This is a genomic window from Streptomyces sp. CNZ287, assembly GCF_007827615.1.
In genome coordinates, this window is sequence record NZ_VISV01000002.1 from 81833 (window position 1) to 95768 (window position 13936).

Below are 13936 nucleotides of genomic sequence, written 5' to 3' on the forward strand. Positions count from 1 at the left end.
TGGGGTCCGGGGCGGAGCCCCGCGCGGGGGCCGGAGGGCGCAGCCCCCGGTGGGCCGCGCCGCAGGCGCGGTGGGGGTTGTGCCGACAGCGGGGTCCGGGGCGCCGCCCCGTGCGGGGTCCGGGGGCGTAAGCCCCCGGTGGTCCGCGCCGTGGGCGCGGTGGGGGCCGCGGCAGCGCCCCGGTTTCGGGAAGGGGCGGGGTCGGGGAACACCCCCTCCCCGCCACCGCCCCCGGCTCCCGTACACTGAAAACCTGGACAGATGTCCAGCTAGTTTCCCCGGAGTACGGGAGGGCGGACGATGACCTACGTGCTGCTGATCGGTGCCATCCTCAGCGAGGTGACGGCAACCGTCTCGCTGCGGCTCTCCGAGGGCTTCTCGAAGATCCTCCCGTCGCTCGTCGTGGTCGTCGGCTACATCACCGCCTTCACCCTCCTCAGCCTGGTGCTCAAACGCGGCATGTCCATCGGCATCGCCTACGGCATCTGGGCCGCCGCCGGCGTGGCCCTGGTGGCGCTCATCGGCGCCGCCTTCCTCGGCGACGGCCTCACCGGCGTCCAGATCGGCGGGCTCGTCCTCGTCGCCGCGGGGGTCGTCGCGCTGGAGGCCGGCGGTGCGCACTGAGACCGGCGCCGCCGACGGGCGCGTGCAGCGCGGGCAGGAGCGGCGGCGGCTGCTGCTCGCCGCCACCGTCCGCGTCATCGGCCGCGGCGGCGTCGCCGCCGTGACGCACCGGGCCGTCGCCGCCGAGGCGGGCGTGCCCAAGTCGGTGGCCACGTACCACTTCCCGGCCGTCGCCGATCTCTTGGCGGCAGCGCTCAGCGACAGCGTCGACGCCTACGCCACCGCGCTCGCCGGCGCGCTGCCGGAGTCGTACGACACCGCCGATCTCGGCCGGCACCTGGCCGCGTATCTGGACGAGCACGGCGCGCGCTGCGCCGCGGAGTTCGACCTGTACCTCTACGCCGCCCGCCACCCGGAACTGCGCCCCGTCCTGGGCCGCTGGCACGATCTGCTGGCCGGCATCGCCGGCCGGTTCACCAGCGATCCGGTCGCCGTCACCGCGTTCTCGGCCGCGCTCGACGGGCTCAGCCTGCAGTCGCTGCTGCGGGACGAGCCGCTCACCGCCGCCGAGATCCAGCAGGTCGTCGACCACGTCCTGCACCGCCGCTGAGCCGCTGAGCCGCTGCCGCCGCCGAGCCGCGGCGGCCCGGCGGCTTGCGCCGGGATCAACTGCCCCGCGCCTCCCGCCACTCGTGGCTCAGCAGCGACCAGACCTCCAGGTCGTGCCGCTTGCCCGCCATCTCGAACCGGCTGCGCAGCGTGCCCTCGTGGCTCATGCCCAGGCGCCTGGCGACCGCGATGCTGGCCTTGTTCGCCGGGTCGACCAGCCACTCCACGCGGGACAGCCCGCGTACGTCCACCGCCCACTCGATCATCCGCCGGGACGCCTCGGTGACCAGCCCGCGCCCCTGCGCCTCGGGCGCCAGCCAGGCGCCCAGCTCGCAGGAGCCCTCCGCGGTGTCGAAGAGCCGGTAGATCATGCCGCCGACCAGTTCGCCGTGCAGCCGGATGGCGAACATCCGGCCGGCGTCGCGGGCCTGCTTGTCGGCGTACGCCTGGAGGAAGCGGCGGGCGCCCGCCTCGTCGGTGACGGCGTGCACCCAGGGCAGCCACGGCTCCAGGTGCGCCCGGTTCCGGTCGGTGAACGCGGTGAGCTCCGCGGCCTGCCACGGCTCCAGCGTGGTCAGCTCCGCGCCTTCGGCCAGGGGTGTGCTCAGCATCGGTGCGGCTCTTTTCTCGGTCACGGGGTGGGTGGCAGCGGCAGCGGAAGCCCGGGCAGCCCGTCGATGCTGGCCGCGATGTGCTCCTTCTTGCGGAAGTACGCGTCCAGCCCGGCGTCGTCCTCCCGCGCGAAGCGCCGGGCGTGCAGGTCGCGGTCGGCTTCGTAGGTCATGAAAGGCACAGCGTAGCCGCAGGTGTCGCGAATCAGTTCGGCGGTCACGACGACGATCGCCCGCAGCCCGTGCCGGGACGGGTCGATGGCGGGGAAGTGCCCGAGCAGGGCGGGGAAGCGGGGGTCGTCCCGGAAGACGGCCTCACCGCTGCCGTGCACCCGCACGATGTTCGGCGGGCCGTCGAAGGCGCACCACATCAGCGTGATCCTGCCGTTCTCCCGCAGGTGCGCGATGGTCTCGGCGTTGCTGCCGGCGAAGTCGAGGTAGGCCACGGTGCGCTCGTCGAGGACGGCGAACGAGCCCGTCAGCCCTTTCGGCGAGAGGTTCACGGTGCCGTCCGCCGCCAGCGGCGCGGTCGCCGTGAAGAACATGTGCTGCGCCTCGATGAAGGCGCGCAGCCGGCCGTCGATGCGTTCGTACGTTTTCCCCATGCGCCAAGTGTGCGGCGCGGTACGGCCGCGGCGCGCGGAGTTTCGCGGTGCGGGACCGCGTGCCGCGCCCCGCGGCGTCACCGTGCCGCCGCCCCGCCCGCCGTCACAGCCGGGCGACCACGGTACGGGTGAACTCCTCCGTGCTCGCCGAGCCCCCCAGGTCCGGGGTGCGGACGTCGGTGGCGGCGAGCGTCGCGGCGATGGCCTCGACCACTTCTGCACCGGCCCGCTCGTGGCCGAGGTGGTCGAGCATCAGCGCCGCCGACCAGACGGCGCCGATCGGATCGGCGATCCCGCGGCCCGCGATGTCCGGCGCCGAGCCGTGCACCGGCTCGAACATCGAGGGGTGCGTGCCCTCGGGGTTGAGGTTCGCCGACGGCGCGATGCCGATGGAGCCGGCGACGGCGGCGGTGAGGTCGCTGAGGATGTCGCCGAAGAGGTTGGAGGCGACGATCACGTCGAACCGCCCGGGGTCGAGGACAACCTTGGCGCAGAGTGCGTCGATGTGCTCCTGGTCCCACGCCACCTTCGGGTGCTCCGCGGCCCGTTCGCGTACCAGCTCGTCCCAGAACGGCATGGTGTGCACGATGCCGTTGGACTTGGTCGCCGAGGTGAGCCGGCCGGTGCGGCGGCCGGCGAGGCCGAAGGCGTAGTCGAGGACGCGGGTGACGCCGGCCCGGGTGAAGACCGCCTCCTGCACTGCCATCTCCTCCGGGAAGCCGCGGTGCAGCCGGCCGCCGATCTCGCTGTACTCGCCCTCGGTGTTCTCGCGCACCACGACCAGGTCGACGTCGCCGGGGCCGGCGGCCCGCAGGGGGCTCTCCATGCCCTCGAAGACCCGCACGGGCCGGAGGTTCACGTACTGCCGGAAGGCCCGGCGGATGGGAATGAGCAGTCCCCACAGCGAGATGTGGTCCGGCACGTCCGGCGCGCCCACGGCGCCCAGGAACACCGCGTCGTACGCGCACAGCCGCGCGATGCCGTCCTCCGGCATCATCGCGCCCTCGCGCTGGTAGCGCGCGCAGGACCAGTCGAGGTGCGTGTACGCGAACTCCACCCCGTGCCGCCGCCCGACGGCGTCCAGCACCTCCAGTGCGGCGGGTGTGACCTCCTGCCCGATGCCGTCCCCGGGGATGACCGCGATCCGATGTGTTGTCATGACCCCTTCCCCTCAGCCGAGTTGTGCCCCACCTTACGGAGCAGCCCTGAATGTAAGCCAGGCCGCACGGTTATCCGGAGGGACGATGAAGTCCGACGCCACGGCGCCACGTACCAAGACCGACGTCGAGCAGGCACTGCTCGGCCATGCCACCTACCGCAGCCTCGGCGAACAGAAACTCTCGCCGCAGGAGGAGAAGTTCGAACGGGGGCGGCGGACCACCGGGTTCTGGCTGGCCCCGCTGGTCGCCCTCATCTTTCTCGCGCTCCCGCTGGACATGGCGCCGAGCCAGCAGACACTGGCCGGCATCCTGCTCGGCGTGATCGTGCTGTGGGTCACCGAGCCCGTGCCGATCCCGGTGGGCGGGCTCATCGGCGTCGGCGCGATCGTCGTCCTCGGCGTGGTGCCGCCGGACGACGCGCTGGCGCCCTTCGGCTCCTCCACGATCTTCACCTTCATCGGCGCGTTCATCCTCGCCCAGGCCATGCTCAAGCACGGCGTGGCCCGCAGGTTCGCGTTCTGGATCCTGGGCCTGCCGGGGGTCGGCCGCTCGACGTTCCGGCTGATCGCCGCCTTCGGCGTGATCACCTGCCTGCTGTCGGCGTTCGTCTCCAACACCGCGACGGTGGCGATGCTGCTGCCCACTGCGCTGGGCATCCTCACCGTGATCGCCAAGATGCTCCAGGACCGCGGCCTGGTGGAGCAGGACTTCGACCCCACGCGGCTGCGCGTCGGCGCCGCGCTGGTGCTCATGCTCGCCTACGGCGCGAGCGTCGGCGGCCTGCTCACCCCGGTCGGCAGCCCGCCGAACCTCATCGGCCGCGGCCTCATCGAGGAGGCCACCGGCGAGAAGATCTCCTTCGCCGAGTGGACGGCCACCGCGCTGCCGCTGTGCGCCTGCATGTTCGTGATCCTCGTCATCGTCCTGCTGCTGCTCAACAAGCCGGAGATCCGGCGGATCGAGGGCGTGGAGGAGTACGTGCGCGAACAGCGCGCCGCGCTCGGCAGGTTCTCGCGGGCGGAGTGGAACACGCTGATCGCCTTCGGCGTCACCGTGGTGCTGTGGATCACGCCGGGCATCGTCGCGCTCGCCGTGGGCACCGAGGCGTCCGCGTACACCACCGTCAGCGACCGGCTCGACGAGGGCATCGTCGCCGTGCTCGGCGCCGCGCTGCTGTTCATCCTGCCGACGAACTGGGCGCGCCGCGAGGCGACCCTCAACTGGAGCGACGCGGCCCGTATCGACTGGGGCACGATCCTGCTCTTCGGCACCGGCATCATCTTCGGCTCGCTGCTCGCCGACACCGGGCTGGCCGAGACGATCGGCAAGGAGTCCAACGACCTGCTCGGCTTCTCGAGCGTCTTCACCATCACGATCTTCGCGGCCGTGCTGGCGGTGATCGTCTCCGAGACGACGAGCAACACGGCCTCCGCGGCGGTGGTGGTGCCCATCATCATCCCGATCGCCATGGCCGCCGAGGTCGATCCGTTCGTCCCGGCGCTGGCCGCGACCTTCGCCGCGTCCTTCGGCTTCATGCTGCCGGTCTCGACGCCGCAGAACGCCATCGCCTACGGCTCCGGGGTCGTGCCGATCACCACGATGATCCGCTCCGGTGCGGGCTTCGACGTCCTCGGGGTCATCCTGATCATCCTGGGGCTTCCGCTGATGGTCACGGTCACCGGCATCGGCTAGCGGGCTCCCCGGGCCCGTAGAACCGCCCGGCCGGGGCGCGCTGCTCCGGCCGGGCGGTCCGCTGTGCGCGCGGCGTTTTGACGAACCATACGGTGTGCTGCATACTTATTCCGGTCAGCGTATGCATCCTAAGGAGACTCCCGTGACCGAGCGCGTCGTACTCGCCTACTCGGGCGGCCTGGACACCTCCGTCGCCATCGGCTGGATCGCCGCGGAGACGGGCGCCGAGGTCATCGCCGTCGCCGTGGACGTCGGCCAGGGCGGCGAGGACCTCGACGTGATCCGCAAGCGCGCGCTGGCCTGCGGCGCCGTGGAGGCCGAGGTCGCCGACGCCAGGGAAGAGTTCGCCGACGAGTACTGCCTCCCGGCGATCAAGGCCAACGCGCTGTACATGGACCGCTACCCGCTGGTCTCCGCGCTCTCCCGGCCCACCATCGTCAAGCACCTCGTGGCCGCCGCCCAGAAGCACGGCGCCGGCACCGTCGCCCACGGCTGCACCGGCAAGGGCAACGACCAGGTCCGCTTCGAGGCCGGCATCTCCTCCCTCGCCCCGGGCCTGAAGTGCATCGCCCCCGTCCGGGACTACGCCATGACCCGGGACAAGGCCATCGCCTTCTGCGAGGAGAAGGGCCTGCCCATCGCGACCACCAAGAAGTCGCCGTACTCCATCGACCAGAACGTCTTCGGCCGGGCCGTCGAGACCGGCTTCCTGGAGGACATCTGGAACGCCCCGATCGAGGACGTCTACGAGTACACCCAGAACCCCGCCGTGGCCCGCGAGGCCGACGAGGTCGTCATCGCCTTCGAGCGCGGCGTGCCCGTGGCCCTCGACGGCCGCCCCGTCACCGTGCTCCAGGCCGTCCAGCAGCTCAACGAGCGGGCCGGGGCGCAGGGCGTGGGCCGGATCGACATGGTCGAGGACCGGCTCGTGGGCATCAAGTCCCGGGAGGTCTACGAGGCGCCCGGCGCCATCGCGCTGATCACGGCCCACCAGGAGCTGGAGAACGTCACCGTCGAGCGGGAGCTGGCGCGCTACAAGCGGCAGGTCGAGCAGCGCTGGGGCGAGCTGGTCTACGACGGCCTGTGGTTCTCGCCGCTCAAGCGGGCCCTGGACGGCTTCATCCAGGAGGCGAACGAGCACGTCACCGGCGAGATCCGGATGACGCTGCACGGCGGCAGGGCCGTCGTCACCGGCCGGCGATCGCCCGCCTCGCTCTACGACTTCAACCTCGCGACGTACGACACGGGCGACACCTTCGACCAGTCGATGTCCAAGGGCTTCATCGAGATCTTCGGCCTCTCCTCGAAGATCGCGGCCGGGCGGGACCTCGCCCGGTGAGCGACGGCACCGAGGGCGCGGCGCCGCAGGACGTGAAGCTCTGGGGCGGCCGGTTCGCCGACGGCCCCGCCGCGGCGCTGGAGCGGCTCTCCGCGTCCGTCCACTTCGACATGCGGCTCGCCCCGTACGACATCGCCGGCTCCCGTGCGCACGCGCGGGTGCTGGCCAGGGCCGGCCTGCTGACGGCCGATGAGCTGAACCGGATGCTCGCCGGTCTCGACCATCTGGAGACGGACGTCGCGACCGGGGTGTTCACCGCCACCATCGCCGACGAGGACGTGCACACCGCGCTCGAACGCGGCCTGCTGGAGCGGCTCGGCCCCGAGCTCGGCGGCAAGCTGCGCGCCGGCCGGTCCCGCAACGACCAGGTCGCCACCCTCTTCCGGATGTACCTGCGCGACCACGCCCGCACCCTCGGCGGACTCCTCGCCGAGCTGCAGGAGGCCCTGGTCGGCCTCGCCGAGGCGCACCCGGACGTCGCCATGCCGGGCCGTACGCACCTCCAGCACGCCCAGCCCGTGCTCTTCGCCCACCACGTGCTCGCGCACGCCCAGGCGCTCTCCCGGGACGCCGAGCGGCTGCGGCAGTGGGACGAGCGCACGGCCGTCTCGCCGTACGGATCCGGGGCGCTCGCGGGCTCCTCGCTCGGCCTGGACCCGGAGGCCGTCGCCGCCGAGCTGGGCTTCGAGCGCGGCTCGTCCGGCAACTCCATCGACGGCACGGCCGCGCGGGACTTCGCGGCGGAGTTCGCGTTCGTCACCGCGATGATCGGCGTCGACGTCTCCCGCATCGCGGAAGAGGTCATCCTGTGGGCCACGAAGGAGTTCTCCTTCGTCACCCTGCACGACTCCTTCTCGACCGGCAGCTCGATCATGCCGCAGAAGAAGAACCCGGACATCGCCGAGCTGGCGCGCGGCAAGGCGGGCCGGCTGATCGGCAACCTCACCGGGCTGATGGCGACGCTGAAGGCGCTCCCGCTCGCGTACAACCGCGATCTGCAGGAGGATAAGGAGCCGGTCTTCGACTCGATCGACACCCTGGAGGTCCTGCTGCCCGCGTTCACCGGCATGATGGCCACGCTCACCGTCAACCGGGAGCGGCTGGAGGAGCTGGCCCCGGCCGGCTTCTCGCTGGCCACCGACATCGCCGAGTGGCTGGTCAAGCAGGGCGTGCCGTTCCGCGTCGCGCACGAGAGCGCGGGGGAGTGCGTCAAGGTCTGCGAGGCCGAGGGCATCGAGCTCGACCAGCTCACCGACGAGCAGTTCGCGAAGGTCTCCCCGCATCTGACGCCCGAGGTACGGACCGTGCTCACCGTCCCCGGCGCGCTCGCCGCGCGCGACGCCCGCGGCGGCACCGCGCCGGCGGCGGTCGCGGTGCAGCTCGCGGAGGTCAAGGAGGACGTGGCGGCGCAGGTGCGCTGGGCGGCGGCGACGCGGCAGGCGGGTCCCGCGGCGTAGCAGAGCGGACGCGGTGGTGGGGCGGCGCGGCAGAAAGCCGTGTCGGGCGCTGCGGGCGGCGGGGCCCGTCTTCTACGGTGGACGGGCCTGACAGCCGCACCGAGGACGTAGGAGCCCGCGATGGCGTTCGACCGACTGACCGAAGTGACGACGCCCGCCGCCCACATCGGCTTCGGGCTGGCCGCCGTGGGCCGCCCCGCGTACCTCACCACGGGGCGCGCCGAAGACCTCCCCGCCGGGCGGGGCGTCGAGGAGATGCGCGCCCGCACCCACGAGCTGCTGGACGCCGCCTACGCCCAGGGCGTGCGGTATTTCGACGCCGCCCGCTCCTACGGCCGGGCCGAGGAGTTCCTCGCCGACTGGCTGAAGCAGCACCCGGACGCCCGGGACGCGGTCGTCGGCAGCAAGTGGGGCTACGCCTACGTCGGCGACTGGCGCGCGGACGCCGAGGTGCACGAGGTCAAGGACCACGGCGTCGATGCCTACGACCGGCAGCGCGAGGAGTCCGCCGAACTCCTCGGCGACCGCCTCGACCTCTACCAGATCCACTCCCTCACCCCCGACAGCCCGGCGCTCACCGACACCGACCTGCACCGGCGCCTCGCCGCCCTGGCGGCGAACGGCGTCACGGTCGGCTTCTCCACCAGCGGCCCGGAGCAGGCCGCGGCGGTACGGGCGGCGCTGGAGGTCACCGTCGAGGGCGAGCGGCTCTTCGACACCGTGCAGAGCACGTACAACGTGCTGGAGCCGGCGGTCGGCGAGGCGCTGGCCGAGGCGCACGACGCCGGGCTGACGGTGATCGTCAAGGAGGGCCTGGCGAACGGCCGGCTCGCCGGCGCCGACGCGCCCGCGGAACTGCGCGCCGTCGCCGCCGAGTGCGGCGCGGAGCCCGACGCCGTGGCGCTCGCCGCGGTGCTGCGCCAGCCGTGGGCCGGCGTCGTGCTCTCCGGCGCCGCCACCGCCGCGCAGCTGCACTCCAATCTCGCCGCCGCCGCGGTCGACCTCGACCCCGCGCAGTACGACCGCGTCGCCGCCCTCGCCGAGCCCGCCGCCGACTACTGGCAGCGGCGCGCGGCGACCCCCTGGTCGTAGGCGCGGTGATCGGCACCGCCCGTCCGACGGGCCCCGTGCGCGGCGGGCTTTAAGGGGATTTTCGCCTCCCGGTGATGACATGCGGTAACGCACTCGTCTGACGGAGGAGACCCCGATGTCCCGTCGTATACGCAGGCTCTCGGTCGCCGGTGCCGCCGTGTTCGCCGTCGCCGGCCTGGCCACCGGCGCGTCCGCCGCGCTCGACCGCGGCGACGACAAGCCCGAGGTCCGGCTCGTGGTCAACGAGGACCGCGAGCAGACCGGCGCCCAAAGCGCCGACCACGAGGACTGCCCCGACAAGGGCGGTTCCGGGGCGCCCTCGGGAGCCGCCGAGAACGCGGGCGACCTGTGACCACCACCACCCCCGCGGGACCGGGGCCCGGCGCCGCGCCGGGCCCCGGGACGGCGCTCCTGGAACAGGCGCTCTTCGAGGTGAAGCGGGTGATCGTCGGCCAGGACCGGATGGTCGAGCGGCTGCTGACCGCCGTGCTCGCCCGCGGGCACTGCCTGCTCCAGGGCGTACCGGGCGTCGCCAAGACGCTGGCGGCGGCCACCCTGGCGACCGTGTCGGGCGGCACGTTCCACCGCATCCAGTTCACCCCCGACCTGGTGCCGTCCGACATCACCGGCACCCGCATCTACCGGCCCTCCAGCGAGACGTTCAGCGTCGAACCCGGGCCGGTCGCCGCCAACTTCGTGCTCGCCGACGAGATCAACCGGGCCCCCGCCAAGGTCCAGTCCGCGCTGCTCGAAGTCATGGCCGAGCGGCAGGTCAGCATCGGCGGCCGGACCATCCCCATGCCCGAGCCGTTCCTCGTCCTGGCCACCCAGAACCCCATCGAGTCCGAGGGCGTCTACCAGTTGCCCGAGGCCCAGCGCGACCGCTTCCTGCTCAAGGTCGACGTCGCCGCGCCCACCGAGGACGAGGAGCTGGCGATCCTCTACCGGATGAGCGTGGACCCGCCCGCCGCCCGCCGGGTGCTCGCGCCGCACACCCTCGCGGCCCTCCAGCGCCGCGCCGACGACGTGTTCGTCCACCACGCCCTCGCGCAGTACGCGGTACGCCTCGTCCTCGCCACCCGCGACCTCGCCGCCCGCGGCGACGCCGCCGGCGGCGGCCGGCTCGCGTACGGCGCGGGGCCGCGGGCCACCCTCGGCCTGGTGGCGGCGGCGCGGGCGCTGGCGCTGCTGCGCGGGCGCGAGTACGTGCTGCCCGCCGACATCACGGCGCTCGCCCACGAGGTCATCGCCCACCGGCTGGTGCTCTCCTTCGACGCGCTGGCCGACGACGTCACGCCCGAGTCGGTCGTCGACGAGGTGCTGGCCGCCGTGCCGCAGCCCCGGGTCACGCCGCACCAGGCGGAGGACGCGGCGGCCGGTGGCCTGGCCGAGGCCGGGAGTGCCGCGAGCGCCGGGAAGGCCGGGAGGGCGGCATGAGCGCGACCGGCAGCGCGGCGGGTGCGACGGCCCGGGGCGTGCCCGGCTCGCCGTCGCTGGGCGAACTCACCCCGGAACAGGCGCTCCAGCACCTGCGGCTCCTCTTCACCCGCCGCCCCGACGGCCTCCTCCAGGGCGACCTCACCGCCCTCGTCCCCGGCCCCGGCGGCGAGCCGGACGAGAGCCGCCCGTACGCCCCGGGCGTGGACGACGTACGCCGCATGGACTGGAACGCCACCGCCCGCACCACCGTGCCGCACGTGCGGATGACCCTCGCGGACCGCGAGCTGACCACCTGGATCGTCCTCGACGCCAGCGCCAGCATGGACTTCGGCACCGGCCGGATGGAGAAGCGCGACCTCGCCGTCGGCGCTGCCGCGGCCGTCGCGTTCCTCACCGAGCGCGCGGGCAACCGCCTCGGCGCCCAGCTCGTCCGCCCCGACGGTATCCAGCGCATCCCCGCCCGCGGCGGGCGGCGGCATCTGATGCGGGTGCTGCGCACCGCGCTCGAACGCCCCCGCGTGCCGGCGGGCCCGCAGACCCACACTCTCGCCGAGGCGGTGGCCGCGCTGCAGCGCGCGGAGCGCCGCCGCGGGCTGGTCGCCGTCGTCTCCGACTTCCTCGAACCGGGCTGGGAGCAGCCGCTGCGGGCCCTGGCCCGGCGGCACCAGGTCCTGGCCGTCGAGATCGTCGACCCCCGCGAGCTGGAGCTGCCCCCGGTGGGGCTGCTCACCGTCGTGGACCCGGAGTCGGGCCGGCGCCGGGAGATCCCCACGTACTCGAAGCGGCTGCGGGAGCGGTACGCCGCCGCCGCGGCGGAGCAGCGCGCGGCGATCGCCCGGGCGCTGCGGGCCGCGGGCGCGGCACGGCTGCCGCTGCGCACGGACCGTGACTGGGTCCGGGACATCGCCCGCTACGCGGCGGCACAGCGCCGCGGGACGGGCGGTGCGGCATGACCTCCGGTCCTGCACCCGGTTCCCGCGCGGCCCCGGCGGTCTCGCCGGGCCTGGCGCCGCCGGCCGCGGGCGCGGCTGGATACGGACCACGACCGGGGGCGGGGCATCGGGCGCTACGCGCCACAGCGCCGCCGCACGGGCGGGGCGGCATGCCCCCCGGCCGTCCGGGTCCCGCCGTGGTGCCGGTGGCGGCGGCCCGGTCGTCCCGGGCGGGGCGGGGGCCGTACCCCCGCCGTCCGCCGGGCCGCGAGGACAGCAGGCACCCCGCGGGTCACCGCCGCACCGGTACGGCAACCGCCGCCCCCACGCGCCGGGTTCGCCTGCCCGGCCCCGGCCCGTACGGCACACGGGGAAGTGCCCCCGGTCTCCGCCCACGGCGGCACACCGCCGCCCCCGCGGCTCCCACGCGCGCCGCCCACACCGGCGGCGGCCCCGCGTCCGGCGCGCACGCCCTCGGCCGCACCGGCCCGCCCCGTACCCGCGTCCGCCCACCCCGCCGACTCCCGGAGGGCCCCGCATGAGTCTCGCCTCGCCCGGGTGGCTCCTGCTGCTCGTGCCGCTCGCCGCCCTCGCCGTCGCGTACGTCGTCATGCAGGCCCGGCGCAGCCGCTACGCCGTGCGGTTCACCAACGTCGACCTGCTCGACAAGGTCATGCCCCGCCGCCCCGGCTGGCGCCGCCACGTGCCGGCCACCGCGTTCTGCGCCATGGCCGGGCTGCTCGTCGTCGGCTTCGCCCGGCCCACCGCCGAGACCGAAGTGCCGCGGGAGCGGGCGACCATCATGGTCGCGCTGGACGTCTCCGCCTCGATGCGGGCCACCGACGTACAGCCGTCGCGGTTCACCGCCGCGCAGGACGCCGCCCAGGCGTTCGTGACCGAGCTGCCCGAGCGGTTCAACGTCGGGCTCGTCACCTTCAGCGGCACCTCCGCCGTCGCGCTGCCGCCGACCACCGACCGCGAGGCCATGCGCCGCGCGCTCGACCGGCTGGACACCCGGCAGGGCACGGCGATCGGCGAGGCGGTCTTCTCCTCCGCCGAGGCGATCCGCACGCTCGACGAACAGGCCGAGCGCGAACCGCCGCCGGCGCACGTCGTGCTGCTCTCCGACGGGCAGAACACCACGGGCCGTGCCACCTCCGCCGCCGCCGAGGAGGCTGCCGCGGCCGGGATCCCGGTGTCGACGATCGCGTACGGCACCGAGGGCGGCACCATCGACCTGGCCAGCGGGCAGAGTGTGCCGGTGCCGGTCGACGCGCCCGCGCTGGAGGAGCTGGCCACCGCGACCGGCGGCGCGTTCCACGAGGCCGCCTCCGGCGAAGAGCTGCAGGCCGTGTACGAGGACATCGGCAGCTCCATCGGCTACCGCACCGAGGATCGCGAGATCTGGCAGTGGTTCGTCGCGGCCGCGCTGATCGCCGCGCTGCTGGCCGCGGCCACATCCCTGCTGTGGTTCTCGCGCCTACCGTGAGGAGAACGACCGTGACCCACGCCCGTCCCGGCCTCGGCGAGCCCCGCGGCCCCGCGTTCACCGCGGGCGACCGCGCCGGCACCGCCGCCCCGCGTCCCGCGGGCGGGCCCCCGCAGGCCGGGCCCGTGCCGCCCGCGTCCCCGTACCGCGTCCCCCCGGCACCCACCCCGACCCCGCCCCCGGCGCCCCGCCGCGCGGCGAACCGGGCCCTCGCCGTCGCCGTCGTCGCCGCAGTCCTCGCCGGCGGCGCGGCCGGGTTCGCCGCCGGCGAGATACGCGGCCCCGGGGGCGGTGAGGAGGCGGCGGCCGGAGCCCTCCCACCGGCCGCCGCCGGGCGGAACCCCGGCGACCTCGACAGCGTCGCCGCCCGGGTGCTGCCCAGCGTGGTCTCCGTACAGGCCGGCGAACGGCAGGGCTCCGGCTTCGTCTTCGACGACCGTGGCCGCATCCTCACCAACGCCCACGTCGTCGGCACCGCCACCGACGCCACCGTGGTGCTGCACAGCGGCCGCCGGGTGGACGCCGAGGTGCTGGGCCGCGACACCGGACGGGACGTGGCGGTGCTGGAGGTGGCGGGCCCGTACGCCCCGCGCCCGCTGCCCAGGGGCCGCGCCGCGGACCTGTCCGTCGCCGACTCGGTGCTGGCCATCGGCTCGCCGCTGGGCCTGACCGGCACCGTCACCTCCGGCATCGTCAGCGCCGTCGACCGCGAGGTCTCGCTCGGCGGCGGCGCGCAGCAGCGGGCGGTGCAGACGGACGCCTCCATCAACCCCGGCAACTCCGGCGGCCCGCTGGTGGACGCCGCAGGCCGCGTCGTCGGCATCAACACCGCCATCGCCTCGCTGGACCGGGGCAGCGGCGGCTCGATCGGCATCGGCTTCGCCGTACCCGTGGAGGACGCGGTCCGGGCGGCGGACTCGATCATCGACGGCGATTAGGTTCATGG

The 13936-nt window shown here is 74.3% G+C and carries 14 protein-coding genes; 11 read left to right on the forward strand and 3 right to left on the reverse strand.

Annotation, left to right across the window (positions count from 1 at the left end):
• Positions 1–300 precede the first annotated feature (300 nt).
• Both FB457_RS04555 and FB457_RS04560 read left to right on the forward strand, forming a co-directional pair.
• Positions 301–624 carry a DMT family transporter gene (locus FB457_RS04555; RefSeq protein WP_047014784.1) on the forward strand — a complete coding sequence of 108 codons (324 nt, stop codon included), beginning with the start codon at positions 301–303 and terminating at the stop codon, positions 622–624.
• On the forward strand, positions 614–1174 hold the full coding sequence (locus FB457_RS04560; RefSeq protein ID WP_047014783.1) for a TetR/AcrR family transcriptional regulator: 561 nt from the start codon (positions 614–616) through the stop codon (positions 1172–1174). Before FB457_RS04555 ends, FB457_RS04560 begins: the two co-directional genes overlap by 11 nt.
• A 55-nt stretch (positions 1175–1229) precedes the next feature.
• Here the strand turns inward: FB457_RS04560 and FB457_RS04565 are convergent, their stop codons facing one another.
• From FB457_RS04565 to FB457_RS04575, 3 genes are all read right to left on the reverse strand, one after another.
• Positions 1230–1784 (reverse strand): GNAT family N-acetyltransferase, encoded by a 555-nt coding sequence (locus FB457_RS04565; RefSeq protein ID WP_145780920.1) that lies wholly within the window; start codon positions 1782–1784, stop codon positions 1230–1232.
• Between the two features lie 20 nt (positions 1785–1804).
• Complete coding sequence (locus FB457_RS04570; RefSeq protein ID WP_047014781.1) at positions 1805–2389, reverse strand: pyridoxamine 5'-phosphate oxidase family protein; 585 nt, start codon at positions 2387–2389, stop codon at positions 1805–1807.
• Between the two features lie 103 nt (positions 2390–2492).
• Positions 2493–3548, reverse strand: a complete 1056-nt coding sequence (locus tag FB457_RS04575) for a tartrate dehydrogenase (RefSeq protein ID WP_145780922.1) — start codon at positions 3546–3548, stop codon at positions 2493–2495.
• Between the two features lie 85 nt (positions 3549–3633).
• Here FB457_RS04575 and FB457_RS04580 point away from each other — a divergent pair, with 85 nt between their 5' ends.
• From FB457_RS04580 to FB457_RS04620, 9 genes are all read left to right on the forward strand, one after another.
• A complete protein-coding gene (locus FB457_RS04580; RefSeq protein ID WP_145780924.1) occupies positions 3634–5241 on the forward strand; it encodes a DASS family sodium-coupled anion symporter in 1608 nt (535 codons plus the stop codon).
• A 142-nt stretch (positions 5242–5383) separates the two neighbouring features.
• Complete coding sequence (locus tag FB457_RS04585) at positions 5384–6580, forward strand: argininosuccinate synthase (protein WP_047014778.1); 1197 nt, start codon at positions 5384–5386, stop codon at positions 6578–6580.
• Entirely contained in the window at positions 6577–8037 is a 1461-nt protein-coding gene (gene argH, locus FB457_RS04590; protein ID WP_047014777.1) for an argininosuccinate lyase, read from the forward strand. Before FB457_RS04585 ends, argH begins: the two co-directional genes overlap by 4 nt.
• 120 nt (positions 8038–8157) lie before the next feature.
• Positions 8158–9129 (forward strand): aldo/keto reductase, encoded by a 972-nt coding sequence (locus tag FB457_RS04595; protein WP_047014776.1) that lies wholly within the window; start codon positions 8158–8160, stop codon positions 9127–9129.
• Positions 9130–9244: 115 nt separating this feature from the next.
• Positions 9245–9481 carry a hypothetical protein gene (locus FB457_RS04600; protein WP_047014775.1) on the forward strand — a complete coding sequence of 79 codons (237 nt, stop codon included), beginning with the start codon at positions 9245–9247 and terminating at the stop codon, positions 9479–9481.
• A complete protein-coding gene (locus FB457_RS04605) occupies positions 9478–10566 on the forward strand; it encodes an AAA family ATPase (protein ID WP_145780926.1) in 1089 nt (362 codons plus the stop codon). The genes FB457_RS04600 and FB457_RS04605 overlap by 4 nt, the downstream gene beginning before the upstream one ends.
• On the forward strand, positions 10563–11522 hold the full coding sequence (locus tag FB457_RS04610) for a DUF58 domain-containing protein (RefSeq protein WP_047014773.1): 960 nt from the start codon (positions 10563–10565) through the stop codon (positions 11520–11522). Before FB457_RS04605 ends, FB457_RS04610 begins: the two co-directional genes overlap by 4 nt.
• Positions 11523–12039: 517 nt before the next feature.
• Positions 12040–12990, forward strand: a complete 951-nt coding sequence (locus FB457_RS04615; protein ID WP_145780927.1) for a VWA domain-containing protein — start codon at positions 12040–12042, stop codon at positions 12988–12990.
• 11 nt (positions 12991–13001) lie between these two features.
• Complete coding sequence (locus FB457_RS04620; protein ID WP_047014771.1) at positions 13002–13928, forward strand: S1C family serine protease; 927 nt, start codon at positions 13002–13004, stop codon at positions 13926–13928.
• Positions 13929–13936: the final 8 nt, after the last annotated feature.